This is a genomic window from Nocardia sp. NPDC052316 (assembly GCF_044547795.1).
Classification (GTDB): Bacteria; Actinomycetota; Actinomycetes; order Mycobacteriales; family Mycobacteriaceae; genus Nocardia.
The window spans coordinates 104,786-128,222 of record NZ_JBIUBB010000004.1 but is presented as its reverse complement, the minus strand read 5'-3'; the positions used below and the strand labels follow the sequence as shown (position 1 = coordinate 128,222).

24 protein-coding genes and 1 tRNA gene are annotated in these 23,437 nt (G+C 68.0%); 8 read left to right on the top strand and 17 right to left on the bottom strand.

Annotated features, from left to right (window positions below; translation table 11 throughout):
• A complete protein-coding gene (locus ACIHA7_RS18865) occupies window positions 1–891 on the top strand; it encodes a PaaX family transcriptional regulator C-terminal domain-containing protein (protein WP_397293088.1) in 891 nt (296 codons plus the stop codon).
• Here the strand turns inward: ACIHA7_RS18865 and ACIHA7_RS18860 are convergent.
• Window positions 845–1,300: a hypothetical protein gene (locus ACIHA7_RS18860; RefSeq protein ID WP_397291062.1), complete on the bottom strand. Its 456-nt coding sequence runs from the start codon at window positions 1,298–1,300 to the stop codon at window positions 845–847. The genes ACIHA7_RS18865 and ACIHA7_RS18860 overlap by 47 nt on opposite strands.
• A 56-nt stretch (window positions 1,301–1,356) precedes the next feature.
• On the opposite strand from ACIHA7_RS18860, the gene ACIHA7_RS18855 reads away from it, so the two are divergent.
• The gene (locus tag ACIHA7_RS18855; RefSeq protein WP_397291059.1) at window positions 1,357–2,556 is read left to right on the top strand and encodes a saccharopine dehydrogenase family protein; all 1,200 of its coding nucleotides are present in this window, start codon (window positions 1,357–1,359) and stop codon (window positions 2,554–2,556) included.
• A gap of 96 nt (window positions 2,557–2,652) precedes the next feature.
• On the top strand, window positions 2,653–3,588 hold the full coding sequence (locus tag ACIHA7_RS18850) for an FAD-dependent oxidoreductase (protein ID WP_397291057.1): 936 nt from the start codon (window positions 2,653–2,655) through the stop codon (window positions 3,586–3,588).
• 83 nt (window positions 3,589–3,671) lie between these two features.
• Here the strand turns inward: ACIHA7_RS18850 and ACIHA7_RS18845 are convergent, their stop codons facing one another.
• Window positions 3,672–4,589, bottom strand: coding sequence for a VC0807 family protein (locus ACIHA7_RS18845; RefSeq protein WP_397291055.1), 918 nt, complete (start codon window positions 4,587–4,589; stop codon window positions 3,672–3,674).
• 86 nt (window positions 4,590–4,675) lie between these two features.
• Between ACIHA7_RS18845 and ACIHA7_RS18840 the strand changes: the two genes are divergently transcribed.
• Window positions 4,676–5,170, top strand: a complete 495-nt coding sequence (locus ACIHA7_RS18840; protein ID WP_397291052.1) for a MarR family winged helix-turn-helix transcriptional regulator — start codon at window positions 4,676–4,678, stop codon at window positions 5,168–5,170.
• Window positions 5,171–5,259: 89 nt separating this feature from the next.
• Here ACIHA7_RS18840 and ACIHA7_RS18835 read toward each other — a convergent pair.
• Together ACIHA7_RS18835 and ACIHA7_RS18830 are read right to left on the bottom strand one after the other, a co-directional pair.
• Window positions 5,260–5,331, bottom strand: a tRNA-Gly gene (locus ACIHA7_RS18835).
• A 73-nt stretch (window positions 5,332–5,404) separates the two neighbouring features.
• On the bottom strand, window positions 5,405–6,622 hold the full coding sequence (locus tag ACIHA7_RS18830) for an MFS transporter (protein WP_397291050.1): 1,218 nt from the start codon (window positions 6,620–6,622) through the stop codon (window positions 5,405–5,407).
• Between the two features lie 93 nt (window positions 6,623–6,715).
• Here ACIHA7_RS18830 and ACIHA7_RS18825 point away from each other — a divergent pair, with 93 nt between their 5' ends.
• A complete protein-coding gene (locus ACIHA7_RS18825; protein ID WP_397291047.1) occupies window positions 6,716–7,045 on the top strand; it encodes an ArsR/SmtB family transcription factor in 330 nt (109 codons plus the stop codon).
• Between the two features lie 62 nt (window positions 7,046–7,107).
• Window positions 7,108–8,604 (top strand): adenylate/guanylate cyclase domain-containing protein, encoded by a 1,497-nt coding sequence (locus ACIHA7_RS18820; protein WP_397291046.1) that lies wholly within the window; start codon window positions 7,108–7,110, stop codon window positions 8,602–8,604.
• A 6-nt stretch (window positions 8,605–8,610) separates the two neighbouring features.
• Here ACIHA7_RS18820 and ACIHA7_RS18815 read toward each other — a convergent pair whose 3' ends face one another.
• The 4 genes from ACIHA7_RS18815 to ACIHA7_RS18800 form a co-directional block, all read right to left on the bottom strand.
• The gene (locus ACIHA7_RS18815) at window positions 8,611–9,906 is read right to left on the bottom strand and encodes a M16 family metallopeptidase (RefSeq protein WP_397291044.1); all 1,296 of its coding nucleotides are present in this window, start codon (window positions 9,904–9,906) and stop codon (window positions 8,611–8,613) included.
• An 86-nt stretch (window positions 9,907–9,992) separates the two neighbouring features.
• Complete coding sequence (locus tag ACIHA7_RS18810; RefSeq protein WP_397291042.1) at window positions 9,993–12,272, bottom strand: polyribonucleotide nucleotidyltransferase; 2,280 nt, start codon at window positions 12,270–12,272, stop codon at window positions 9,993–9,995.
• 375 nt (window positions 12,273–12,647) lie between these two features.
• Window positions 12,648–12,917, bottom strand: a complete 270-nt coding sequence (gene rpsO, locus ACIHA7_RS18805; protein ID WP_014986888.1) for a 30S ribosomal protein S15 — start codon at window positions 12,915–12,917, stop codon at window positions 12,648–12,650.
• 155 nt (window positions 12,918–13,072) lie between these two features.
• Window positions 13,073–14,044: a bifunctional riboflavin kinase/FAD synthetase gene (locus tag ACIHA7_RS18800; RefSeq protein WP_135232331.1), complete on the bottom strand. Its 972-nt coding sequence runs from the start codon at window positions 14,042–14,044 to the stop codon at window positions 13,073–13,075.
• Window positions 14,045–14,291: 247 nt separating this feature from the next.
• Here ACIHA7_RS18800 and ACIHA7_RS18795 point away from each other — a divergent pair, with 247 nt between their 5' ends.
• Window positions 14,292–14,960, top strand: a complete 669-nt coding sequence (locus tag ACIHA7_RS18795; RefSeq protein ID WP_397293087.1) for a metal-dependent transcriptional regulator — start codon at window positions 14,292–14,294, stop codon at window positions 14,958–14,960.
• 43 nt (window positions 14,961–15,003) lie between these two features.
• On the opposite strand, the gene ACIHA7_RS18790 is transcribed toward ACIHA7_RS18795, so the two are convergent.
• Together ACIHA7_RS18790 and ACIHA7_RS18785 are read right to left on the bottom strand one after the other, a co-directional pair.
• Entirely contained in the window at window positions 15,004–15,780 is a 777-nt protein-coding gene (locus ACIHA7_RS18790; RefSeq protein WP_397291039.1) for a hypothetical protein, read from the bottom strand.
• A 305-nt stretch (window positions 15,781–16,085) separates the two neighbouring features.
• On the bottom strand, window positions 16,086–16,496 hold the full coding sequence (locus ACIHA7_RS18785; RefSeq protein ID WP_397291037.1) for a DUF4345 domain-containing protein: 411 nt from the start codon (window positions 16,494–16,496) through the stop codon (window positions 16,086–16,088).
• A 128-nt stretch (window positions 16,497–16,624) separates the two neighbouring features.
• Here ACIHA7_RS18785 and ACIHA7_RS18780 point away from each other — a divergent pair, with 128 nt between their 5' ends.
• Window positions 16,625–17,218 carry a TetR/AcrR family transcriptional regulator gene (locus tag ACIHA7_RS18780; protein ID WP_397291035.1) on the top strand — a complete coding sequence of 198 codons (594 nt, stop codon included), beginning with the start codon at window positions 16,625–16,627 and terminating at the stop codon, window positions 17,216–17,218.
• A gap of 95 nt (window positions 17,219–17,313) precedes the next feature.
• Here ACIHA7_RS18780 and truB read toward each other — a convergent pair whose 3' ends face one another.
• The 7 genes from truB to ACIHA7_RS18745 all read right to left on the bottom strand — a co-directional run bounded on the left by truB (window position 17,314) and on the right by ACIHA7_RS18745 (window position 23,385).
• Window positions 17,314–18,219, bottom strand: coding sequence for a tRNA pseudouridine(55) synthase TruB (truB, locus tag ACIHA7_RS18775; protein WP_397291033.1), 906 nt, complete (start codon window positions 18,217–18,219; stop codon window positions 17,314–17,316).
• A complete protein-coding gene (npt, locus tag ACIHA7_RS18770) occupies window positions 18,219–18,887 on the bottom strand; it encodes a 4'-phosphopantetheinyl transferase Npt (protein ID WP_397291030.1) in 669 nt (222 codons plus the stop codon). Before npt ends, truB begins: the two co-directional genes overlap by 1 nt.
• 126 nt (window positions 18,888–19,013) lie before the next feature.
• On the bottom strand, window positions 19,014–19,970 hold the full coding sequence (locus tag ACIHA7_RS18765; protein ID WP_397291028.1) for a metallophosphoesterase family protein: 957 nt from the start codon (window positions 19,968–19,970) through the stop codon (window positions 19,014–19,016).
• A gap of 99 nt (window positions 19,971–20,069) precedes the next feature.
• Complete coding sequence (locus tag ACIHA7_RS18760; protein WP_397293086.1) at window positions 20,070–21,494, bottom strand: MATE family efflux transporter; 1,425 nt, start codon at window positions 21,492–21,494, stop codon at window positions 20,070–20,072.
• Between the two features lie 87 nt (window positions 21,495–21,581).
• Window positions 21,582–22,583, bottom strand: coding sequence for a bifunctional oligoribonuclease/PAP phosphatase NrnA (locus ACIHA7_RS18755; RefSeq protein WP_397291026.1), 1,002 nt, complete (start codon window positions 22,581–22,583; stop codon window positions 21,582–21,584).
• Window positions 22,584–22,596: 13 nt separating this feature from the next.
• On the bottom strand, window positions 22,597–23,040 hold the full coding sequence (gene rbfA, locus ACIHA7_RS18750; protein WP_107658279.1) for a 30S ribosome-binding factor RbfA: 444 nt from the start codon (window positions 23,038–23,040) through the stop codon (window positions 22,597–22,599).
• Between the two features lie 54 nt (window positions 23,041–23,094).
• Window positions 23,095–23,385, bottom strand: coding sequence for a DUF503 domain-containing protein (locus tag ACIHA7_RS18745; RefSeq protein ID WP_107660755.1), 291 nt, complete (start codon window positions 23,383–23,385; stop codon window positions 23,095–23,097).
• Window positions 23,386–23,437 lie beyond the last annotated feature (52 nt).

Sequence of the window (23,437 nt, the reverse complement as noted above, 5' to 3'; positions counted from 1 at the left end):
ATGGTGGAGACGCACAGCGTAGAGGTGACGACGCGGACTCTCGTGGAGAGCATGGTCCGGGAGGATTCCACCATCGACGCCGGCGCGCTGTACACGGTCGCGAACGCGCTCGGCATGACCGATCAGCAGGTCCGGCTGTGCGTGCGCCGCCTGGTCGCGGACGGGCAGTTCACCCAGGAGGGGCGGGGGCGCAAGGCAATTCTGCGTGCCACCGCGGCGACGGCGAGCGCGCTCGCGCCCGACGTGGAGTTCGTGCGCTACATGTTCGCGCAGGATCGCGGCGAGGCCGCCTGGGACGGGCTGTGGCATCTGGCCGCCTTCGCCATTCCCGAGACCGCCCGCTCGGCCCGAGATGCCATGCGCGACGGCATCGTTCGGCTCGGGGGCGCTCCGATCCAGGGCGGACTGTATGTGAGCCCGAACGCGTGGGAGCCACATTTGGACGCACTCGCCGCCGAACTCGACGTCACCGACCACCTCACCACATTCACCACGACCGACCTTCGTGTCGGGCATACCGAGGCACCGCGCCGCATCGCGGCACGACTGTGGCCGCTGGACGAGATCGCCGCGCGCCATCGCCGACTTATGGACTTCGCGCGGCGCACGTTGCGCCGGTTGCGTACCGCTCCGTTGTCCGACAACGAATTGCTGACTGTGACCATCGAACTGGCCGCCGAGTTCACTCGCGCGATGGAACCCGATCCCCTGCTGCCGCCACAATTGCTGCCGCAACCGTGGGCTGGGACCAAGGCCCGCGGCGTGGTCGCCGAGTGCTGGGCCCTGTTGCTCGCGGCCGAGACGTCCACGCCGCCAAAACTTTTCCGGGCTTACGCCGATGCCGTCAGCGGCATCGCGGAACATGCTGACCCCCAAAGTATTTCGCAGTAATTGACACAGCCAGTGCGAGTGCCGACGCCACGGCGGTCAGCACGGTTGTCGCGAACCAGAATCGCGTCCACGTCGGCGGCACCGGCGTGCGCAGCACCAGCAACGCCGAGTAGAGCACCGCACCTCGGCGCAGCCTGCGCTCGCCACGGATCTGGTGCCGGAGCGCGGTCGCACCCGCCCATGCTCGCGGGCCTACCACGCCTCGCCAGGTGCGCAGCGTCGAGAACCACATCGCGACGAGCAGTCCCAAGCCGAGCAGCTGAACCCAGTCGGGGAGCTCCACCTCGGGCCCACTGAGCGGCAGCGCGACCGATGCGAAAGCAAGGCCACCCACCGCCTCCAGCAGGATCAGCCGCCGCACCGGCCCGATCGGCGGTTCACACAGCACCCGCACCGCATAATCGTTCATGTTACCGTCGATCGTAGACGCAATGAACGATATTGCGTAGTCGAAGGAGGATGGGCATGCGGGTGCTGGCGTTGGGCGGGGCGGGCGCGATGGGGTCGGTGGCGGTGCGGACCGCGGCAGGGCTGCCCGGCGTGCGGGAGATCGTCGTGGCCGACCGCGATGTGGCCGCGGCGCGCGCGGTCGTCGGCCGATTGTCGGGTTCGGGCGCCGAATTGCGGGCCCGACAGGTCGACGTGACCGATCGCGCAACGCTCTACGGCGCCCTCGGCGAGGTCGATGTCGTACTGAATACCGTTGGCCCGTATTACCGTTTCGGTCTGACGGTACTGCGGGCGGCGATCGAGACCGGGACGCACTACCTCGACATCTGCGACGACTGGGAACCCACGATGCAGATGCTCGAATACGACGGCGATGCGCGCGCCGCGGGCGTCTGCGCGATCGTCGGGATCGGTGCGAGTCCCGGCGTGAGCAATATGCTGGCGGCCCGCGCCGCTCGCGAACTCGACCATGTCGAGGATGTCTACACCGCCTGGCCGGTGGATGTGCCCGGCGCAGGCAATTCGGATGGCCTCGAGCTCACGGGTCCGGACGGGTTACCGACCGCGGCGGCCGTGCACTGGATGCAACAGATCAGCGGGGCGATCACGGTGGTCCGGGCCGGGCAGCTGGTACCGGAACCGCCGCTACAGCCGGTGCCGTTGACACTGCCCGGAGGGCGCACCGGCACGGCATACACCGTCGGCCATCCCGAACCGGTCACCCTGCACTGGACTCTGCAACCGACAGGACGCGTGGCGAACCTGATGATCGTCACGCCCGGCACCGCAGCCTTCCTGGACGTGCTGCGTACCGACATCGACAGGGGCGCGCTCACCAACGAGACCGCGGCCGCCGAGTTGGCCGCGCCCACCCTGTGGCGTGGCCTGCGCTCGATGGCGCGGTCCTGGCGCTTCGCCGCACCGGGGAACCTGCCGCCGTTCTTCGCGGTGGCGACCGGCAGCAAAGACGGTGTGCCGCTGACGATCCTGGCCCATATGGGCTCCGCGTTGATCGACAATATGGCGGAAGCTACGGGAATCCCGTTGGCGCTCGGGCTTTCTCAGCTCGTCGACGGTCTGGCGACGCGTCCGGGGGTGCATCCACCCGAGGCGATCCTCGCGGCAGACCGGTTCTTCGACGACCTCGGCACACATACCTGCGAGGTCGTCGTCGAACAGGCACCGCTCCCCGCCGCAGTCGCGTCGAGCGGGTGACGACCCATCGACGCCGCGTAGCCGAATACCGCACTGGTACCTGCACGTTCCCGCTTTCCGAGCCGCAGGCGCCGGTTCGTGAGTACGGTCGCGAGCATGGCGAATGATGTGTTGGTACTGGGGGCCGGAGTCATCGGATCGACCACCGCGGTGTGCCTGGCAGAGCAGGGCCATCGGGTCCGGGTGTGGGCGGAACTGCCGCCGGAGCGAACAACCTCCGCCGTGGCCAGCGGATTGTGGGGACCCGGTGCCACAGCACGCGATCTGGCGTGGAGCCGCGTCACGTTCGCCGAGTTCTCCCGGCTGGCGGACGATCCGGCATCCGGCCTGCATTTCGAACGCGGACTTCAGGTTTCGCGGTTCTGGTCCGAACCGCCCTCCTGGGTCAGCGAGCTGGTCGATCTGGAGATGTGCGCCCCCGGCGAGCTGCCCGACGGCATGTTGATGGGGTTCCGGAGCACGGCCCCGCTGATCGATCTGCCGCGCTACCTGCGCTACCTGACCGGGCGGCTGGCGGCGCAGAACGTCACGATCGAGCAGCGGACGGTGCGCGATCTCGCCGAGGCCGCGGCCGCCGCACCGGTCGTGGTGAATTGCACCGGCGTGGCGGCGGCCGCACTCGCCGGCGACGACGCCATGCAGCCGGTCCGCGGACAGCACGTGATCGTCCGCAACCCCGGCATCACCGACTTCTACGTCGAGCTCGGCGCGCCCACCGAGTGGGCCGGATTCTTCCCGCACGGCGACCGCCTGATCCTCGGCGGCGTGCGCCAACGCGGCCAGTGGAGCCTCGACCCGGACCCCGAGGTGGCCGAGCAGATCCTGCGCCGCTGCATCGCCGTCGAACCGAAACTCGCCGCCGCGGAGGTGATCGGTCACGAGGTCGGCCTGCGCCCTGGTCGCGCCGAAGCCAGGCTCGAGGAGGAACGCATCGGTGAGTCCAGGGTCGTGCACAACTACGGGCACGACGGATGGGGCGTCAGCCTCTCGTGGGGCAGCGCCCACGAAGTCGCACGGATGCTCACCGACTGATCCGGCCGTCGCCGTCGACCGGCACCGGTCGCGACAACGCCGCGGACGCAGCACGGTGCGTCGCCACCGTCGGCGTTCGGCGTTCAGGTGTGGCCCGCGTCGAGATCGACGGGCTGAACCTGCGCTGACGGTGGGTTCACCGTGCGTATCCCGCTGTCCTGCGCCATTTCCGCATCGAGTAAGTGCTCGGCGCGGGGCACGACGAAGGTGCGGTTGAGGAAGAGCCACAGCCCGATCAAGCCGATGAGCGGTAGGCCGGACAGGAGTGACGACTCGGCCACGTCACTCGGCGGGTAGCTGTAGATCACGATGACGCGCAGTACCGCGTCTATCAGCAGCACCGCCCCCAGCGTTGCCGTGACGAATCGGTATATCGAGCGGAATCGCTGCGATTTCAGCCAGGTTCGGCCGAATCCTTCCGCGCGCAACGGATCCCCCTTGGCGGCAACGGGTTCGAGTGCGTCACGCATGAACGGATGCTCCGTCCACGTGGTCGCGAGAATGACGAGCCCGCCGACGGCGAGGTAGAACGAACTGCGCGCCAGCACGAAACGTGCGTCGCCGCTGATCGAGGTCAGGACGACACCGGCCACGACTTCGGCGAGGACCAGCACGGCAAAGCCGTCGATCCGATGAGCATCGTTGCGCCGCAGCCGGGTTCGCAGTAGGTCACCGATGACGATCAGCGCCGCAACGACGGCGGCCGCCACCATGCCGACGGTGTCACCCAGTCCGCCGCCGTAGCACCCGACAAGCGTCGCAGTGGGCACCGCGGCCATCAGGACGGCCGGTCGCCAGCGGAATTCACCGGGGCGAATACCCCCGCCGACGGCTTTGGCCGCCAGCAGCGTGCCACCGAGGAACAGCCGGAGCGCGGCGGGCAAGCCGGTCGGCGCGAGCAGGACGAAAACGACCGTCGGTAGCAGCAGATCGATTGCCAGATCGACGAGCCGTACGGCAAGTCCGCCGACCTGCCGTCGCCTTTCCCGCATGACGTCCATGGATCTTCACCCCGTTCCCTTCAAGTATCTCAGTCGGTAATTCTCTTAGTTCCTAAGATAGTTAGAAGCTAAGCTATATTGGTGGGATGACGCAAGAGGTAGCCGACGAAGAGGCTGCGGACCCGACCCTGCTCGGACGCGAGTTCGCGTCGGCGATGGTGAACTTTCATGCCGCCACCGGCAAGTTGCTCGGACTCAGCGCGATCGAGCGCAAGTGCATGGACACCCTGCGCACGCTGGGACCGGTGACGGCGGGCACCATCGCGGAGCACACGGGGTTGACCTCCGGCGCGGTCACCGGCTTGGTGGATCGACTGGAGAGGGCCGGTTATGCGAAGCGAGTCCGTGATCCGCGCGACAGACGCAAGGTTCTCGTGGAGCTGGTGCCCAACGAGCGGGTCGACGCGTTGCTGTCGGCGGTTTTCGGGCCGTTCGGTGCGGAGATGGCCGCATTGGGGTCTAGGTATTCACCGACGGAGTTGCGGGCGATCAACGATTGGATACGCAGAACCACCGACATTCTGGTAGCCAACACCCGCCGTATCTCCGATCCCGATTTCCAGCACAGAGTGTCGGACTGACCGGGTTGCCCAGGGGCCGCGCAGCCGAAAACGCTGGCCCCCACTCGAAGGCGAAAGCCCCGGTCGACTGGCGACCGGGGCTGCACGAGAGCGGATGACGGGATTTGAACCCGCGACCCTCACCTTGGCAAGGTGATGCGCTACCACTGCGCTACATCCGCGTTCGCATCTCGAATACTCGGTGATGCGAGATGGAACTTTAGCCGATGCGCGGCGGAAAATGCCAATCCGCGATCATGCGGCCGGTTCGGCGGCCGCGGGTGTGCGGCGCAGCCCGAGTCCGGCGGCGGTCAGGCAGGCCAGCGAAACGACCACGACGAACCAGGGGAACACCGCGCTCAGGCTCCAGGTGGTGGCGGCCCAGCCGGCCAGGATGGTCGGCAACGCCATGGCGGTGTAGGCGAGCAGGTAGTACGCCGACATGGTTTCGCCCCGCTTGTGTTGCGGCACAACCTCGGACAGGTGGCGCAGCGATCCGCCGAAGCCGAGCCCGAAAGTGGCGCCGAGCAATACACCGGCCAGCAGCACAACCACCCAGTTACCGGTGTGCAGCGCGGGCACGGTGAGCAGCAACGCCACCGCCATCCCGGTGTCGCCGCCGATGGCCGCGCGGCGGGCCGGAATCCTGGTCGCGAACAACTGTGAGGTGGCACCCGCCAGCGCGGTCGACGCGACCACCGCGCCGCCGAAAACCAAGTTGTGGATGCCGGTTTCGGCCGAGGCGAGCGACGGGTACAGCGACAGCAGCACGCCGAGCACCGACCAGGCCGCCATCACGCCGAGCGCGGAGAACCAGAAATCGCCGCGGATCTCCGGCGGCACAGCCGGTTTCGCGATCCGGATCCGGCCCGGGATGCGGCCGGTGTGTGGCTCCTCCAGCGCGATGACGCCGACGCCGATGAGCAGGCAGATGACGGTGATGACGACGTACGGCAGGCGCAGCGGGTGCGGCGCGTACTGCGCGAGCAGGGCCGAGCCCAGGATCGCCACGGCCATACCGACATTGAACGCCACACCGGTGAGCTGACCGGAGCGCGCGCCGTGCTTGGGCCGCAGATCCAGCAGGGCCGCCGCACCGGCGACCACCGTCGCGCCGACCGCGAACCCGTGCAACGCGCGGGCCACCAACAGCATCGCGACATTGTCCGCCAGGAGGAAGACCGCGAGTCCGGCGATCATCGTCACAAAAGCTCCGAGCAGCACCGGCTTACGGCCGACCACGTCCGAGATCTTGCCGGACACCAGGACCGCGCCCAGCGCCGCGAACGCGTAGACGGCGAACACGAAGGTCGTCGTCAGCGGGGAGAAGTGCCACTCCTGCTGGTACATGCCGTACAGCGGGGCAGGCACCCCGGAGACCCCGAGCGCAACCCCGCCCGCGGCCAGCACCAGACCGTAGGCCCAGCGCTGTGACGTCTGCTCGTCAGCGGTGGACACCACTGTCGCTGTCATCGAAACTCCGATCGGGTAGGTTTGATGATGATCGAACCGCGTACGACACTACAGCTGGTATGACGATCATCAAACCATGGAGTGAGGTAGATCATGACCGAAGCTAAGGAAGCGGCAGTCGAGGCCACACCGGTGGCGCCGCTGTCCACCGTGCTCGGCGCGATACAGGACCCCATCCGACTGGAAATGGTGCGGCGACTGAGCAATGCGGGCACCGCGGTCCGCTGCAACGAGCTCTACGACATGATCAACAAGTCGACCGCGACTCACCACTTCAAGATCCTGCGCGAGGCAGGCGTCATCGAACGCGTGATCGTCGACGGACAGATCTGGCAGCGGCTACGCACCCGCGACCTCGAGACCGCCCTGCCCGGCGTGGTCTCCGCGGTCGTCGAAGCCGCCAACCGAGCCGGTCACTCCTGAGCACCCGCCGTCCGGTGCGCGCATCCCCCGCAACCGGGAAGCGATGGAGCATCCTCGAGCAGGTGGCACGCACCATCGACATCGCGTTCGGCATCAGGACGCTGCGGCTGCTGCCCGTGCTCGGCTGTCTCGTCGGCGTGGGCAGCGGGCTGCTGACGATCCTGTTCGTCCCAATGCCGTTCGGCAGGCTGTGCGTGATAGCCGTCAGTTCGCTGCTCGTCTACGGCGGCGACGCGGCACTGTGGGTGGGCCCGACGCGGGCCCGGTTGCGCGTCCTCGACACCTGGTCACGCACGCATACCCGGGCCGACGCCGCCGCCGCGTGGCGAGCGGTCGCAGATCTACCGTTCGCGCCGCTGCGCCGGCGGTTCAGCTACCCGCTGGTCATCGCGCTCATCGTGGCGTGGAACAGCTTCGGCGTCCGGCTGGTCGGGCTGCCGCCGCAGGCTTTTCTGCTGTTCTTCCCCGGGTCGTTGTTGACGTGGCTGTACTGGCTTTTGGTGCGTTTCTACCTCACCGAGGTGCTGATCCGCCCGGTGCTGGCCGAGATCAGTGCCGAACTGCCGAACGGTGCTGTCGTCCCGGTGGCTCGCCTCACGTTGAGCCGACGGCTGTTACTCGCGGTGCCTGGGCCGCTGGTGATCGTCGGCACCGTGGTGGCCGGCCTGGTAGGTCCGCACACCATCGTGACCATCGCAGTCGGCGTCGGGGCCTCCGCGCTGGTCGCCGCCGCCATAATCAGTTGGCCGATGGTGCTGCTGGCCAACTCGATGACCGCGCCGATGGCGCATCTGCGCGCCGCGGCCGAACGCATCGGCACCGGCGATCTGACCGTGCGGGTTCCGATCGTCTCGGTCGACGAGGTCGGCGTGCTCGCGCACGCGTTCAACACCATGACCGACGGGCTGCGCGAACGCGAACGGATCCGCATGGCGTTCGGAACATATCTGGATCCCGCTGTCGCAGAACACATTCTGCGTGGCGGCCCCGCGCTGGCGGGCGCCGAGCTGGAAGTGACGGCGTTGTTCCTCGATGTGCGCGGGTTCACCGGTTATGCCGAACAACGCCCGGCGCGGGAGGTGGTGGCTTCGCTCAACGACCTGTTCGAACTGGTGGTGCCGATCGTGCGCCGCTACGAAGGGCACGTCGACAAATTCGTCGGAGACGGGCTGCTCGCCGTCTTCGGCGCGCCGCTGCCGCGGCCCGATCATGCCGACCGAGCCTTGGCCGCCGCCCTGGACGTCGCGGCGGCCGTGCGGCGCGCTCCCGGGCAGGAACTGCAGATCGGGATCGGACTGAACTCCGGCCAGGTGATCGCCGGAAATATCGGCGGCGCAGGGCGATTCGACTACAGCGTGATCGGTGACGCGGTCAATGTCGCGGCGCGCGTCGAGGCGGCGACCCGGGAGACCGGCGACACCGTTCTACTGAGCGAACACACCCGCCGATTGCTGCACGCCGAGCCCGACGAGCTGATCGCACGGCCAGGGATCGCATTGAAAGGCAAGACCGCGCCCGTGACGCTGTATGCGCCGACGAACTTCAGCAGCGCGGACTGACGGCGATCAGCCTTCGACCAATCTGCGTACCGCGGCAGGCAATTCGCGGGTGCGCTTGTACGGCCCCGCGACCGAGGCGGCAAACGGACGTCCCAGCAGCGTGCTGGCGATGGCCGAGACTTCGTCGGTGGTGACCGCGTCGATCCGCGCCAACGTCTCCGACACGCTCCGATGGTTGCCGTAGCTGAGTTCGCTGCGCCCGATGCGATTCATCCGGGACGCGGAGTCCTCCAGTCCCAGCACGAGACCGCCACGCAGCGAACCCTTGGCCCTGGCACACTCGGCGTCCGTGATGCCGTTGGCGGCAACCTCTTCGAGCACGCCGCGCGCCAACGTCGCTACCTTGCCGAGATTCTCCGGCTGACAGCCGATGTACACCGAGAACGCGCCGGTATCGGCGAAGGTGTCCACGCTGGAGTACACCGAGTACGCCAGCCCGCGCTCCTCCCGGATCCGCTGGAACAGCCGGGAACTCAGTCCACCGCCGACCACCGTGTTGAGCACCGACAGCGGCCAGCGCCGCTCCCCCTCGTGCCGCCCGAAGGCACGCACCCCGAACGCCAGGTGCGCCTGCTCGCTGTCGCGGTGGCTCCAGTGCAGTTCGGGATCGCCGGCCGGCCGAAACCGGCCCTCGCGACGCTTGGCGGGCGTGGCCGCCGGGTCGAGCCGATTCTCGAACGCGCGGTGCACCAACTCCACCGTGTGCTCGTGTTCGACGTTGCCCGCGACCGCGACGACCATCCGGTCCGGCCGGTAGCGCCGCAGGTGGAAGCCGCGCAGCTGCCCGGCGTGCATCGCCTCGATGGATTCGATGGAGCCGATCACCGGCCGCCCGATCGGATGGTCACCGAACAGCGCGGACAGGAACGCGTCGCCGACCAGGTCCTCCGGGTCGTCGTCGCGCATGGCGATCTCTTCGAGCACCACCTGCCGCTCCAGGTCGACATCCTCGGCGCGGCAGAGCCCGTTGAGCACCACGTCGGAGACCATGTCCACGGCCAGCGGCAGATCCTCGTCGAGCACGTGCGCGTAATAGCAGGTCTGCTCTTTCGCGGTGAACGCGTTGAGCTCACCGCCGACGGCGTCCATCGCCTGCGCGATGTCCAGCGCCGTTCGCGTAGGCGTCGCCTTGAACAGCAGGTGTTCCAGGAAGTGGGCCGCACCGGCGACGGTGGGGCCCTCGTCGCGCGAGCCGACGCCCACCCAGACGCCGATCGAGGCCGAACGCACGCCCGGCACATGTTCGGTCACCACGCGCAGTCCGCCGGGGAGCACGGTGCGGTGTACGCCGGGGTCGGTCATGTTGGCTCGCAGCTCCAGTGACGAACCCCCCTGCTCGCGTCGGAGCAGAGGGGCTGTCGTCTTCTTCGTCGTCACAAAGACAAGTACTACTCGGTCGCTGCCGCGCCCGCATCAACGGTGTCGGCTTCGGCCGGCTCTTCGGCGTTCTCCTCGACCGGGACCAGCGAGATCTTGCCGCGGTTGTCGATATCGGCGATCTCGACGCGCAGCTTGTCGCCGACGTTCACCACATCTTCGACCTTGGCGACGCGCTTGCCGTTGCCGAGCTTGGAGATGTGCACCAGGCCGTCGCGGCCGGGCAGCAGCGAGACGAACGCGCCGAAGGCGGTGGTCTTGACGACCGTGCCGAGGAAGCGCTCGCCGACCTTCGGCAGCTGCGGGTTCGCGATGGCGTTGATCTGGTCGATCGCCGCCTGCGCCGCCGGGCCGCTGGTCGCACCGACGTACACCGTGCCGTCGTCCTCGATGGAGATGTTGGCGCCGGTCTCCTCGGTGATCTGGTTGATCACCTTGCCCTTGGGCCCGATCACCTCGCCGATCTTGTCGACCGGGATCTTGATCGCGGTGACGCGCGGCGCGTACTGGCTCATCTCGTCCGGGGTGTCGATGGCCTCGGCCATGACCTCCAGGATGGCGGTGCGCGCGTCGTGCGCCTGGCTCAGCGCACCGGCGAGCACCTGCGAGGGGATGCCGTCGAGCTTGGTGTCGAGCTGCAGCGCGGTGACGAAGTCACGGGTGCCCGCGACCTTGAAGTCCATGTCGCCGAAGGCATCCTCGGCGCCGAGGATGTCGGTCAGCGCGACGTAGCGCACCTCGTCCTCGCCCTTGTCGTTCTTGACCGTGTCCGACACCAGGCCCATCGCGATACCGGCGACCGGCGCCTTCAGCGGCACACCGGCGTTCAGCAGCGACAGGGTCGAGGCGCAGACCGAGCCCATCGAGGTGGAGCCGTTGGAGGACAACGCCTCCGACACCTGACGGATGGCGTACGGGAACTCTTCCTGGCTCGGCAGCACCGGCATCAGGGCCCGCTCCGCGAGCGCGCCGTGGCCGATCTCGCGACGCTTCGGCGAGCCGACGCGGCCGGTCTCACCGGTCGAGTACGGCGGGAAGTTGTAGTGGTGCATGTAGCGCTTGCTGGTCTCCGGGCCGAGCGAGTCGACCTGCTGGGCCATCTTCACCATGTCGAGGGTGGTGACGCCGAGGATCTGCGTCTCGCCACGCTCGAACAGCGCCGAACCGTGCGCCCGCGGCACCACGGCGACCTCGGCCGACAGCGCGCGGATATCCGCGAGACCACGGCCGTCGATGCGGAAACCGTCGGTCAGGATGCGCTGGCGCACCAGCTTCTTGGTGACCGAGCGGAACGCGGCACCCAGCTCCTTCTCGCGACCGGCGAAATCATCGCCGAGGCGGGAGAGCACGTCGAGCTTGATCTCGTCGATCTTCGCTTCGCGCTCCTGCTTGTCGGCGATCGAGAGCGCCTCGCTCAGCTCACGCTTGGCGGTGCCGTCGACGGCCTCGTAGACATCGGTCTCGTACGGCGGGAACAGCGGGAACTCACCGGTCGGCTTGGCGGCCAGCTCGGCGAGGTCGGCCTGCGCCTTGCAGAGGCGGGCGATGAACGGCTTGGCGGCCTCGAGGCCCTCGGCCACCACGGCCTCGGTCGGCGCCTGCGCGCCACCCTCGATCAGCGCGATGACCTTGTCGGTGGCCTCGGCCTCGACCATCATGATCGCGACGTCACCGGACTCGACCACGCGGCCCGCGACGACCATGTCGAACACGGCGCCCTCGAGCTGCTCCACGGTCGGGAACGCGACCCACTGTCCGTCGATCAGCGCGACGCGCACGCCGCCGACCGGGCCGGAGAACGGCAGACCGGCGATCTGGGTGGACGCGGATGCGGCGTTGATCGCCACCACGTCGTACAGATCGTTGGGGTCCAGGCTCATGATCGTGACGACGACCTGGATCTCGTTGCGCAGACCGTCTACGAACGACGGGCGCAGCGGACGGTCGATCAGGCGGCAGGTCAGGATCGCGTCGGTGGACGGACGGCCCTCGCGACGGAAGAACGAGCCGGGGATGCGGCCCGCGGCGTACATGCGCTCTTCGACGTCGACCGTCAGCGGGAAGAAGTCGAACTGGTCTTTCGGGTGCTTGCCCGCGGCGGTGGCGGACAGCAGCATGGTCTCGTCGTCCAGGTACGCGACGACCGAGCCTGCGGCCTGCCGAGCCAGCCTGCCGGTCTCGAAGCGGATGGTGCGGGTGCCGTAGCTGCCGTTGTCGATCAGCGCGACGGACTCGAACACACCGGGCTCGACCTCTACGGCCGAGGACTTGCGTTCAGTTGTTTCGGACATTCTCTTCTCTCAACCTCTCGTCTTCGCCGGATCGAGCGCCCAACGGCGCGATCCGGCTCTTCGTCAGCCATACCTGGTACGGACGCGCGGCAACCATCCTGGCCGCGGCGCGCACACCCGGCCGAATCCCCTTGGATCACGGCGACGCGGAGGCGGTCATCGATCGAAGCCCGCCGGCGGTATATCCCCTGCCGGGAGGCCACTACCGAAGACCGACGCCACGCAGGCGGGTGCATACGGCTGTGCAATGTTGTCGTGTATCGGACCGCCTATGCCAAAGCGGTCGCCCACATACACGAATAGCCAACGGGGAGATTGTACGTCTCCCCGTTGGCCGGGTCTCCGGCTACCTCGGGTAGCCGACGTGTGGAGCGATCAGCGGCGCAGGCCGAGACGCTCGATCAGCGAACGGTAGCGCTGGATGTCGTTGGCGGCCAGGTACTTCGAGAGCCGACGACGACGACCGATCAGCGCGAGCAGGCCGTGCCGGGTGTGGTGATCGTGCTTGTGCACCTTCAGGTGCTCGGTGAGGTCGGAGATCCGCTTGGACAGCAGCGCGATCTGGGCCTCCGGCGAGCCGGTGTCCTTCTCGTGCAGGCCGTATTCCTTGAGAATCGCCGACTTCTGCTCGGTGGTCAGAGCCATGAGGCATCCACTCCCTATTTCAGTCCCGCGCTCGAATGTCCGGTTACCCGGGATGGGCGCCACCGCGGACCGCAGCAAACCCGAGGATCTACCTTACCGGATCGGATTCGCTGGGCCGAATCGGGAGGCGATCACCGCCTGCGCGGGCGCCGCAACTACCGATCGTCCACGGCGGCGAGGATCTTGCGGGCCTTCTCCACGTCGCGCTGCATGTGCTCGATGAGCTCGTCCACCGAGTTGAACTTGCGCTGGCCACGCACGTGGTCGACGAAATCGACCGCGACGTGCTGGCCGTAGAGGTCGGCCTCGCCGTCGAGCACGTAGGCCTCGACGGTGCGGGCCCGGCCGGAGAAGGTGGGGTTGGTGCCGACCGAGATGGCGGCCATCGCCCGCTCGCCCGGGGTGACGGTGCCGATGGTCGGGCCGGGACCGAGCACGGTGAACCAGCCCGCGTACACGCCGTCGGCCGGGATCGCGGCGTGCATCGGCGGCGCGACGTTCGCGGTCGGGAAGCCGAGCTGGCGCCCGCGACCGTCGCCGTGCACCACCACCCCCTCGACCCGATGCGGACGGCCGAGCGCCTCGGCCGCGGCGGCCATGTCGCCCGCGTCGACGCAGGCGCGAATGTAGGTGGAGGAGAAGGTGACCGCGTGCTCGCCGAGCAGCTTGACGCCGTCGACCTCGAAGCCCCAGCGACGACCGAGCTCACGCATGGTTTCGATGGTGCCCGCGGCCTTCTTGCCGAAGGTGAAGTTGTCGCCGACCACGACCTCGGCCACGTGCAACCGCTCGACCAGCAGGTCGTGCACGTAACGCGCCGGCGTCAGCTTCATGAACGTTTGCGTGAAAGGCATCACGCAGAACACGTCGATGCCCAATTCCTCGGCCAACTCCGCCCGACGGGTCAGCGTGGTCAGCTGCGCCGGGTGCGAACCGGGGCGCACCACTTCCATCGGATGCGGATCGAACGTCATCAGCACCGCCGGGACACCGCGCGCGGCCGCCGATTTCACAGCTCGGCTGATCAGCTGTGCGTGACCGCGGTGCACACCGTCGAACACACCGATCGTGAGCACACACCGACCCCAGTCCGCGGGCACGTCGTCCAGACCTCGCCATCTCTGCACAGTCGGCAGCTTATATCGCGCAGCTGAACGGGGTTCGACCGAAGCCCGGGTGTAGCACTGTATGTCACGCGACGCTTCCGGTGGCGTGTACGCGTGGTGAATCCCGAGTTTCCCCGTGCGGCGAGCTGTGTCAATCGGCGGGCATGTGCTTAAGCTCGGGTATGTGCCCGGTAAACGAGACATCGCCACCCGCCGTGAGCTAGCCGACGCTGCCGCGCCGACCCCAGCCCCCGGCGCCACCGCGACCATCGCGCCGGTGCTCTCCTCGGTCGCCCAGGACTACCTCAAGGTGATCTGGACCGCACAGGAGTGGTCCCAGGAGAAGGTGTCGACCAAGCTGCTCGCCGAGCGCATCGGGGTGTCCGCGTCCACCGTCTCCGAGGCCGTGCGCAAGCTCGCCGACCAAGGACTGGTCGAGCACGCCCGCTACGGTTCGATCACCCTCACCGAGGGCGGGCGCCGGGCCGCGATCGCCATGGTGCGCAGGCACCGGCTGATCGAGACGTTCCTGGTCAACGAACTCGGCTACGGCTGGGACGAGGTGCACGACGAAGCCGAGGTGTTGGAGCACGCCGTCTCCGAACTGCTCATGGCCCGCATCGACGCCAAACTCGGCTACCCCGACCGTGATCCGCACGGCGACCCCATCCCCTCGGTCGACGGTGCCGTGCCTACCCCACCGGCCCGTCAGCTCAGCGACTTCCGCGCGGGCGAGTCCGGCCGGGTGGCGCGCATCTCCGACTCGGACCCGGACATGCTCCGCTACTTCGACTCCGTCGGCATCGCGCTGGACACCGCCATCACCGTGCTGGAACGCCGGGACTTCGCAGGCACCATAGCGATTCGGATCGGCACCGCCGAAACACCCACCGATCTCGGCAGTCCCGCTGCCGAAGCCATCTGGCTCACCGCCTAGTCGTCCACGGGGATACGCCGTCCTGTCCCGCTCGCGGGGGTGCTCAGCAGTTGAAGTACTCCTTCAGGCGAGTGGGGACACCATCGGCGGAAGCCTTTGCCCAGCAGACGTTGTGCGGGAAGTAGACGTAGGTGGCCCAGCCGTCGGGGGTGCGGCGGACGATGCGCATGCTGTCGCCGGGGACGTCCCAGGCGATGACCGCCCAGGTGCCGTCGCATTCGGTGACGGTGGCGTTGTGGCTGCCCAGTTCGCCGATGTCGTCGAGTTCGTGCACGATCGTTTGCGCGGCGCACGGGGCGGGCAGGTCGGGCTCCTGGAAGCGCAGTTCGCCTGCGGCGAGCTCACCGTCGCGCACGAGGAAAAGGCTGTGCATGCCCTCGGGGACCGGCGTCGTGCCGGGCGGCGGGGTGCCCATGCCGAAGTGGTAGCAGCCGATCGGGACGGAGAAGGTGGCGGCGCCGTTGCCGTCGGTGACGGCGTCTCGGCGGAGCACTTCGGTGCCGCCGAGGGGGATGTCGCGCTTCGCCGGGTCGCAGGGCTGAATCAAGCTGAGGTTGACCGGCACGTTCGGGACCGGCGTGCCGGAGAGGGTGCGCGTCCGGATCACCACGGTGCCGGAGCCCTGCGGCGGATTGCCGGGCTGCGGCGGCACGATTTGGGTGGGTGCGGTGGTGGGGACACTCGGCGCGGAAGTCGGGACGGTCGTCGACCGATCTCGCGACGGTGTCGATGGCTCGTCACCGCCCCCACCACAGGCCGCCGCCAGCACCGCCACCGCGATGACCGCTAACCCCTGCTGCACCATCCTGCGGACAACCATCGCCCTCACCTCCCGATCAGGCCATCAGATACTCGACCTATCGCCGTAACCCACCCCATGGTTACCCAGGTAAATCCCCATACCCCGCAATTGGCTCGAAATCGTCGCCGTGCCCATCGAGTGGCACATCGTTGTGACCCGTTCTCGCGCAGTGGTTGAGACCCGTTCTCGCACTTTGCCGCAGCCCCGTGTCACCATAACCGCCGATCGTGCGGGGAGCCGGTGGCCTGCACGAGGGGAGCACGGCCAACCAGGCCACCCAGCATGCGTACCGGTCCCGGTCGGCGACGCCGGTGCGGGTCCGATCAGGGGTAGGCGGGGGCGGATGGGCTTGTGGCGGAGCGGTTTTCGTCTGCGGTGGCCAGCCACCAAAAGATCGGGGGCAGGACTACTTCGATGGCGGTGAGCACGATCTGGAACCAGTGCGGCCAGCCGTAGACGGCCACGGAGACGGCGCGGCCGACGGCACCGAGCAGGAAAATGCCTGCCAGCCAGCGGATCACGGTCGAGGGGATCGGGAATTCGCGGGCCGCCCAGATCCAAGCTGCGCCGTAACCGACGAAGATCGCGCCGAAGAAGCGGCTCTGACTGTCGGCGGTGACGCCGGAGTCGCCCATGTCGGGGATGCCGTCGATGCCGAGTGCGATGTGGAAGAAGCCGATCGCCACGCAGGCGACCCCCATGACCATGGATAGCCATTTCAGTGTTGCAGCCATGTTTTCTCCCCGGAGTGTGCGAATACCGCTGTTGTGCAGTAGGTCCCGCCAACCATCCGCTAGTAGATGGTTGTCTACTAAGAGACCCTACGACGCCTAGTAGACATACGTCAACTAAGCTTTTCCGGATGAGTACTCGCCGCCGCCTCTCCCCCGACGAGCGCCGCAAGGTGCTGCTGGAAGCCGGCGCGCGGCTGTTCGCCGAACGCGCCTACGACGCGGTGCTGATGGAAGACGTCGCGACCGCCGCCGGCGTATCGCGCGCACTGCTCTACCGCCACTTCCCCAGCAAGCGGGACCTGTTCGCGGGTGTCTACGAAGAAGCGGCCGATCAGCTGCTGGTCGCGACGACGTTCGACGCCGAGAGACCCCTCGCCGAGCAACTCGCCGCGGGGCTGGACACACACTTCGACTACTTCGAAGCCAACGCGCACAGCGTGCTCGCGGCCAACCGCGTGCTCGCGGGCGATCCCACCATTCAGGCGATCATCGCGGGCGAACTCGGCGAACTACGCCACCGGCTGCTGGACGTGCTTGGTGTCGAGGGCACCACCCGCACCCAGGTGTCCTCGATCCTGATGAGCTGGTTGACCTTCGTCCGCATCCTCACCGTGGAGTGGCTGGAGAACAAGCACCTCTCCCGCGCGGAGTTGCTCGACATCAGCGTCGGCGCGCTCCTCGGCGCCTTGCAGCCGATTCTCGGGGAGGAGAACCCGGCCTGAGCCACCACTTTTCGTGCACGAAGCCACGAATTCGACCGGATCGCGAGAAAAGTGTCCGCTCAGACCGGGAGCCGTGGTTACCGGCCGTCGGCGGCCTACAGGTTGGACGGGCGAACAACCATGACCGATGCCGCGCGCTTGCCGCTTTCCTGGAGCAGGGCGATCGCGCGACCCTCCTGATCGATGGCGGCGTAGACGCCGGGCAGACCGATCGGGTCCAGCCAGCGGCCGTTGCGCAGGTCGTTGGCTTGGGTATCGTCGATCTCCCGGTGCGGGAAGGCGGTTCGGACCGCCTCGTCCATGTCGAGGCTGAGCAGGGAGCCCTCGGATTCGGCGGCGGTGGCCAATTCGTCCAGGGTGCGGGCGTGTTCGAGAGTGAACGGGCCGACTCTGGTGCGGCGCAACGCCGTCAGGTGGCCGCCGACGCCGAGCGCGGCGCCGAGGTCACGGGCCAGGGCGCGCACGTAGGTGCCGGAGGAGCATTCGACGAGCACGTCCAAGTCGACGAACGCACCGTCCTGGATGTCGCGGCGGGCGAGGATGTCGAAGCGGGACACGGTGACCGGGCGGGCGGCCAGTTGCACGTCTTCGCCGGCGCGGTGCCTGGCATAGGCGCGTTCGCCGTCCACTTTGATCGCGCTGACGGTGGCGGGCACCTGTTCGATGTCGCCGGTGAGTTTCGCTGTGTGCGCGGCGATATCGGTGTCGGTGAGGTGCAGGGCCGGGGTGGTCGAGAGCACCTCGCCCTCGGCGTCGTCGGTGGTGGTGGCCTGGCCGAGGCGGATGGTCGCGGTGTACGCCTTGGTGGTCAGGGTGAGCAGGCCGAGCAGTTTGGTGGCGCGTTCCACGCCGAGCACCAGCACCCCGGTCGCCATCGGGTCCAGGGTGCCCGCATGGCCGATCTTCTTGGTGCGCAGCAGCTTCCGGCACTTCGCGACGACGTCGTGGCTGGTCCAGCCGCCATCCTTGTCGACGATCAGCAGTCCGCCGAGACCGTTCATCAGTCGAGCACGATCGCGGTGAGGATGAACCCGTCGGCGATGAGCCAGCGGCCGTCGAACGAAAGCAGCGGCACCCCACCGTCGTTCGTCTGCCCCGGCACCAGCAGCTTGCTGTGGAAGGTGCCCTGGCCGGAAGTGCCTGAGCTGTCCTGGATCTCGAAGGTGATGTGCGCTTCCTCGAAGCCGAGCCAGCGCGAGGTCAACGGCCACCACGCCTTGTAGGTCGCTTCCTTCGCACAGAACAGCAGCCGGTCCAGGTGCAACGCGGAACCGGCGGACTTCAACCACTCCCGCTCCGGCGGCAGGCTCACCGAGTCCAGCACGCCCTCGGGCAGCGTCGCATGCGGCTCGGCGTCGATCCCGATCGACCGGAACCGCATCTTGTGCGCCAACGCGGCGGCCCGATACCCGTCGCAGTGGGTGAGACTGCCGACGATGCCGCGCGGCCAGACCGGCGCACCCCGCTCCCCCTTGCCGATCGCCACCTGCGGCTCACCGAGCTCCGCCAGCGCCAACCGCGCGCAATACCTGGCCCCGATGAAGTCCCGCCGCCGCTTCTCCACCGCCTTCGCGATGAGATGCTCCTCGGCCGGATGCGCCTTCAGGTCCTCCGGATACTCCAGCAGCTCAGCCGACGCCACACCCGCCGGCAATATGTTCTCGATCATTGCCGTCGAGCCTAGACGAGGCGCAGCGCGCTCCCACAACACGTCCCGAGACCCGCCGAGGTCACCGGCGACCTGCGGCGACCTCGGCGGACCGGACTCCAGCTCAGTGATATCCGGCGTCAGCGCTCAGACGCCGCGGCGGCGTTCGGCTTTGGCGCGCATCTCCGCGGCGGCGGCTTCCATCTCGGGGGTGACCTTGAAGTGGCCGCCCCAGTCGTTCAGCGAGCCGGGCGGGTACACGGGCGCCGGAAGGATCTGCCGGAGCAGGCGTTCGGGGAGGCCGCGGCGTTGCCACTCGCGGGGGTAGCCGAGGGACACCTCTTCGAAGCGGACGCCGTCGTAGTGCGAGGTGCGCGGGATGTGCAGGTGGCCGTAGACCGAGCAGACCACGTTGTAACGGGTGTGCCAGTCGGCGGTCAGCTCGGTGCCGCACCAGAGCGCGAACTCGGGGTAGAACAGCACGTCGGTGGGCTGACGGACCATCGGGAAGTGGTTGATCAGGACCAGCGGCGTGCCCTCGGGCAGCGCGTCCAGCTTGCGCTTGGTGAACTGCACGCGGGCGTGGCACCACGCGTCGCGCGTCAGGTAGGGGTCCGGGGAGAGCAGGTATTCGTCGGTGGCCACCACATTGCGGTCCCGCGCGATGGCGAGCCCTTCGGCCTTGGTGGTGGCGCCTTTCGGCAGGAACGAGTAGTCGTACAGCAGGAACAGCGGCGCCAGCGTCACCGGCCCGCCGTACTGTTCCGCGCCAGCACCCTCCCACACCGGGAACGGATCCTCCGGGGTCAGCACGTCGAGGTCTCGGCAGATCGACACCAGATAGTCGTAGCGAGCGACGCCGGTCATCTGCACCGGGTCTTTCGCCGTCGTCCACAGCTCGTGGTTGCCGGGCACCCAGATCACCTTGGCGAACCGGCCGCGCAGCAACTCCAGCGCCCACCGGATGTCGTCGGTCTTCTCGCCCACGTCCCCGGCCACGATCAGCCAGTCCTCCGGCGAGTCGGCGTGGATCTGCTCGACTACCGGCCGATTCCCCTGGTGTCCGACATGAATGTCGCTCACCGCCATCAACTTGGGTATCACCACACCTACCTTGGCACACCTCGACCGTCGCGCGCCCGTCACCCCGCCGCCACGAGCTCGCACGGTCGCGGACCAGAAGGAGAACGCCGCAGGTCGCGCCTACACCTGTTGCCGGGGGATTTCAGCGCCGGTCTGCGCCCACCGTCCGGACCAGGCCCGCCACGACACCGCGACCAACCGCAGCACCATGAAGGCGACCAGTCCGGACCAGATTCCGGCGATACCCCAGTCGAAGACCAGGGATAGCCAGATGGCGGGCAGGAAGCCGAGAATGGCGGCGGCGAGGGTGCTGGTACGCAGGTAGGCGGCGTCGCCCGCGCCGAGCAGGACGCCGTCCAGGGCGAAGACGATGCCTGCCACGGGGATGATGCAGACGAAGAACCACCAGGCGACCTGGGTGCGGTCAAGGACGTCGGGGTCGTCGGTGAACAGCTTCGGGATGAGTGTGGCGCCTGCGGCGAAGCAGGCGGCCAGGGCGAGGGCGAAGATCTCGGACCAGCGGGTGACCCTGGCGGCCAGACCGCGGGCACCGCGCGCGTCGCCCGCGCCGAGGGCCGCGCCGACCAGGGTCTGGGCGGCGATGGCGAGCGAATCCAGGGTCAGGGCAAGGAAATTCCAGAGTTGCAGCACCAACTGGTGGGCGGCGACCGAGGCGGCGCCGAAACGGGCCGCTACGGCGGCGGCGGAGACGAAGCACGCTTGGAAGGCGAGGCTGCGGGCGATCAGATCACGGCCGAGGACCAGCTGCGCGCGCATCACCGACCAGTGCGGAACGAGCGAGACACGCTCCCGAACAAGGGCATTCAGAAACAGCCCGGCCATCACCAGCTGCCCGGCAACGTTGGCGACGGCTGACCCGGGCAGCTCCCACCGCGGCGCCCCGAACCATCCGTGCACAAGCACCGGACACAGCACCGCCGAAACACCCAACCCGGCAACAACATAGACGAGCGGCCGCCGAGTCTCCTGCACCCCGCGCAACCACCCGTTGCCCGCCATGGAGATCAAAATCAGCGGCACCCCGAACAGCGCGACCCGCACCCACATCAACGCCTCGTCCGCGATGTCGCCACCGCCGGAGATCGCATTGGTCAGCGGCACCGCGAAAACCTGCACCAGCACAAGAATCAGCGCACCGACCACGATCGCCAGCCACGTCGCCTGCACGCCCTCGGCCACCGCGCCACGCTCATCCCCCGCGCCGTGCCTGCGGGCCGCCCGCGCCGTCGTCCCGTACGACAGGAACGTCAACTGCGAACTCACCTGCGCCAGAATCAATCCCCCGACCGCGAGTCCGGCCAACGCCAGTGCCCCGAGCCGCCCGACCACGGCAAGGTCGAACAGCAGGTACAGCGGCTCGGCCACCAACACTCCCAGTGTCGGCAGCGCCAGCCCGAGAATGCGCCGCGGACCCACCCCGGCCGCCGCATCCGCCGCCGTGGCAACGCTCCCGGCGACGTCTGACGCGGCAACGAGCGCAGGGTCGTCGGTTCCGCCGGAGACCTCCGCACCGCCCGAGTTCATCGAACCCACGAAACCTCCCCGTCGCCGCCTACGATCCTGCCCACGCGAGACTCTGCCACGAGGCACCGACAAACGACCGCGCCGGACTCACCCGAGGGCAGCCAGCAACCCCGCAACCAGATCGTCCGGATTTCCATAGGCCGTGTACCCGGCGGCAAATCGATGGCCACCACCACCGAGCGCGGTCGCGATCTCGGCGACGTCCACCCCGTCGTCCGCTCCCGGCCGACTGTCCCTGGCCCGCAACGACACGGTCCACCGATCGGCGACGCTGCTGGATTGCTTGAACACCGCGGCGATTCCCGCCTCCGAGGTGGTGCGGACGATGTCGATGACGCTCTCCGCCTCCTCGGAGCTGACCCCGGCGATGTCTTCGCGCCGCACGACCGCGTAGACCAGCCCGATACCGCCGTGCACCCCCGGCTCGAGCCGCGCGGTACTCAGCACCCGCGACAGCATGGTCAACCAGCCGAACGGATGCGTGTCCAGCAAGACCCTGGCGATCTCGGCACTGTCGATGCCGGTGGCGAGCAGCCGCTCGGCCAACTCGTGCGTACCGGGCCGAACCCACCGAAACGAGCCGGTGTCGGTCACCAGACCGGCGTACAGGCAGTGCGCCACTTCGGCATCGATCGGCACGCCCCACGCATCGAGCAGCCGCACGATCAAACTGGTCGTCGACTCCGCCCCGGCGTCGATCACGTTGATCGAGCCGAACCGGGTGTTGGATCGATGATGGTCGAGCACCAAAGTCTTTGTGGCCCCGGCCATTCGATCCGCCAGCGCGCCGAGCCGCCCGGCACTGCCGCAGTCGACCGCAACCAGCAGATCGACCTCGGCGGGTACGTCGGCAGGGGCCACTAAATGATGTACCCCGGGCAACGACCGCATCGACTCCGGCAGCTGGGCGGGTTCGGCGAACGACACCCACACCGGGATCCCGCGCCGATGCAGTACCAGCGCCAGCGCGAGACCACTGCCGACGGTGTCGGCGTCCGGCTGCACATGGCAGAGGATGGTGACCGAGCGGGCGGCGTTCAACGCCTCGACGGCAGATTCGAGGTCGACCGCGTCCCGCATCGTCGTCATCGTCTACCGCATGTCACTCTGCGTCGTCGCGTTCGACCTTGTACGGGTCGGCGTCGCCGGCGTGCCTGGCGTTGGCCGCCACTTTCGCCACCTCTTCGTCCGCGGCCTTGGCCCTGGCCAGCAGCTCTTCCATGTCCTTGGCGACCTCGGGCACCTTGTCGAGCACGAACGCCAGGGTCGGCGTGAACTTCACGCCGGTGCCCGCGCCCACCTTCGAGCGCAGCACCCCCTTGGCTTTCTCCAGGCCCGCCGCGGCGCCCTGGTAGTCCGGTTCGGTGTCCAAGGTTTCGCCGAGGACCGTGTAGTACACCGTCGCCTCGCGCAGATCGCCGGTGACCTTGGCATCGGTAATGGTCACGAAACCCAGCCGCGGATCCTTGATCTCATATTCGATCGCGGTCGCCACGATCGAGGAAATCCGCTTGGCGAGTCGGCGTGCCCTGGCTTGATCCACCATGGCTGAACCTTCCTCACTCTGTCTATTGTCGGTGGAACCAACGGTCCACCGTTATCAGTCTTCCGGCCCGAAGATCCTGCGGCGTACTGCCAGCAACTGTAACTCCGGACGTGCCGCGACATGCCGCTCACAGCGGTCGAGTACCTCGGTCAGGTGATCCATACCGGAACTGACCAGGGCAACCCCCAGCAATGATCGGCGATAGCGGTCTTGCTCCCCGCCCTCGGCGGCGCTCACGCCGAAGCGCTGCAACTCGGCCAGAATCGGCCGGATCACGGAACGCTTCTCTTTCAATGAGTGCACGTCGCCGAGGAGAAGGTCGAACTCGAGTGCCCCCAGGAACACCTACACACCTCTTTGTGTCGACAGGACACGAGCTTCGAGCAGCTCGATCGCG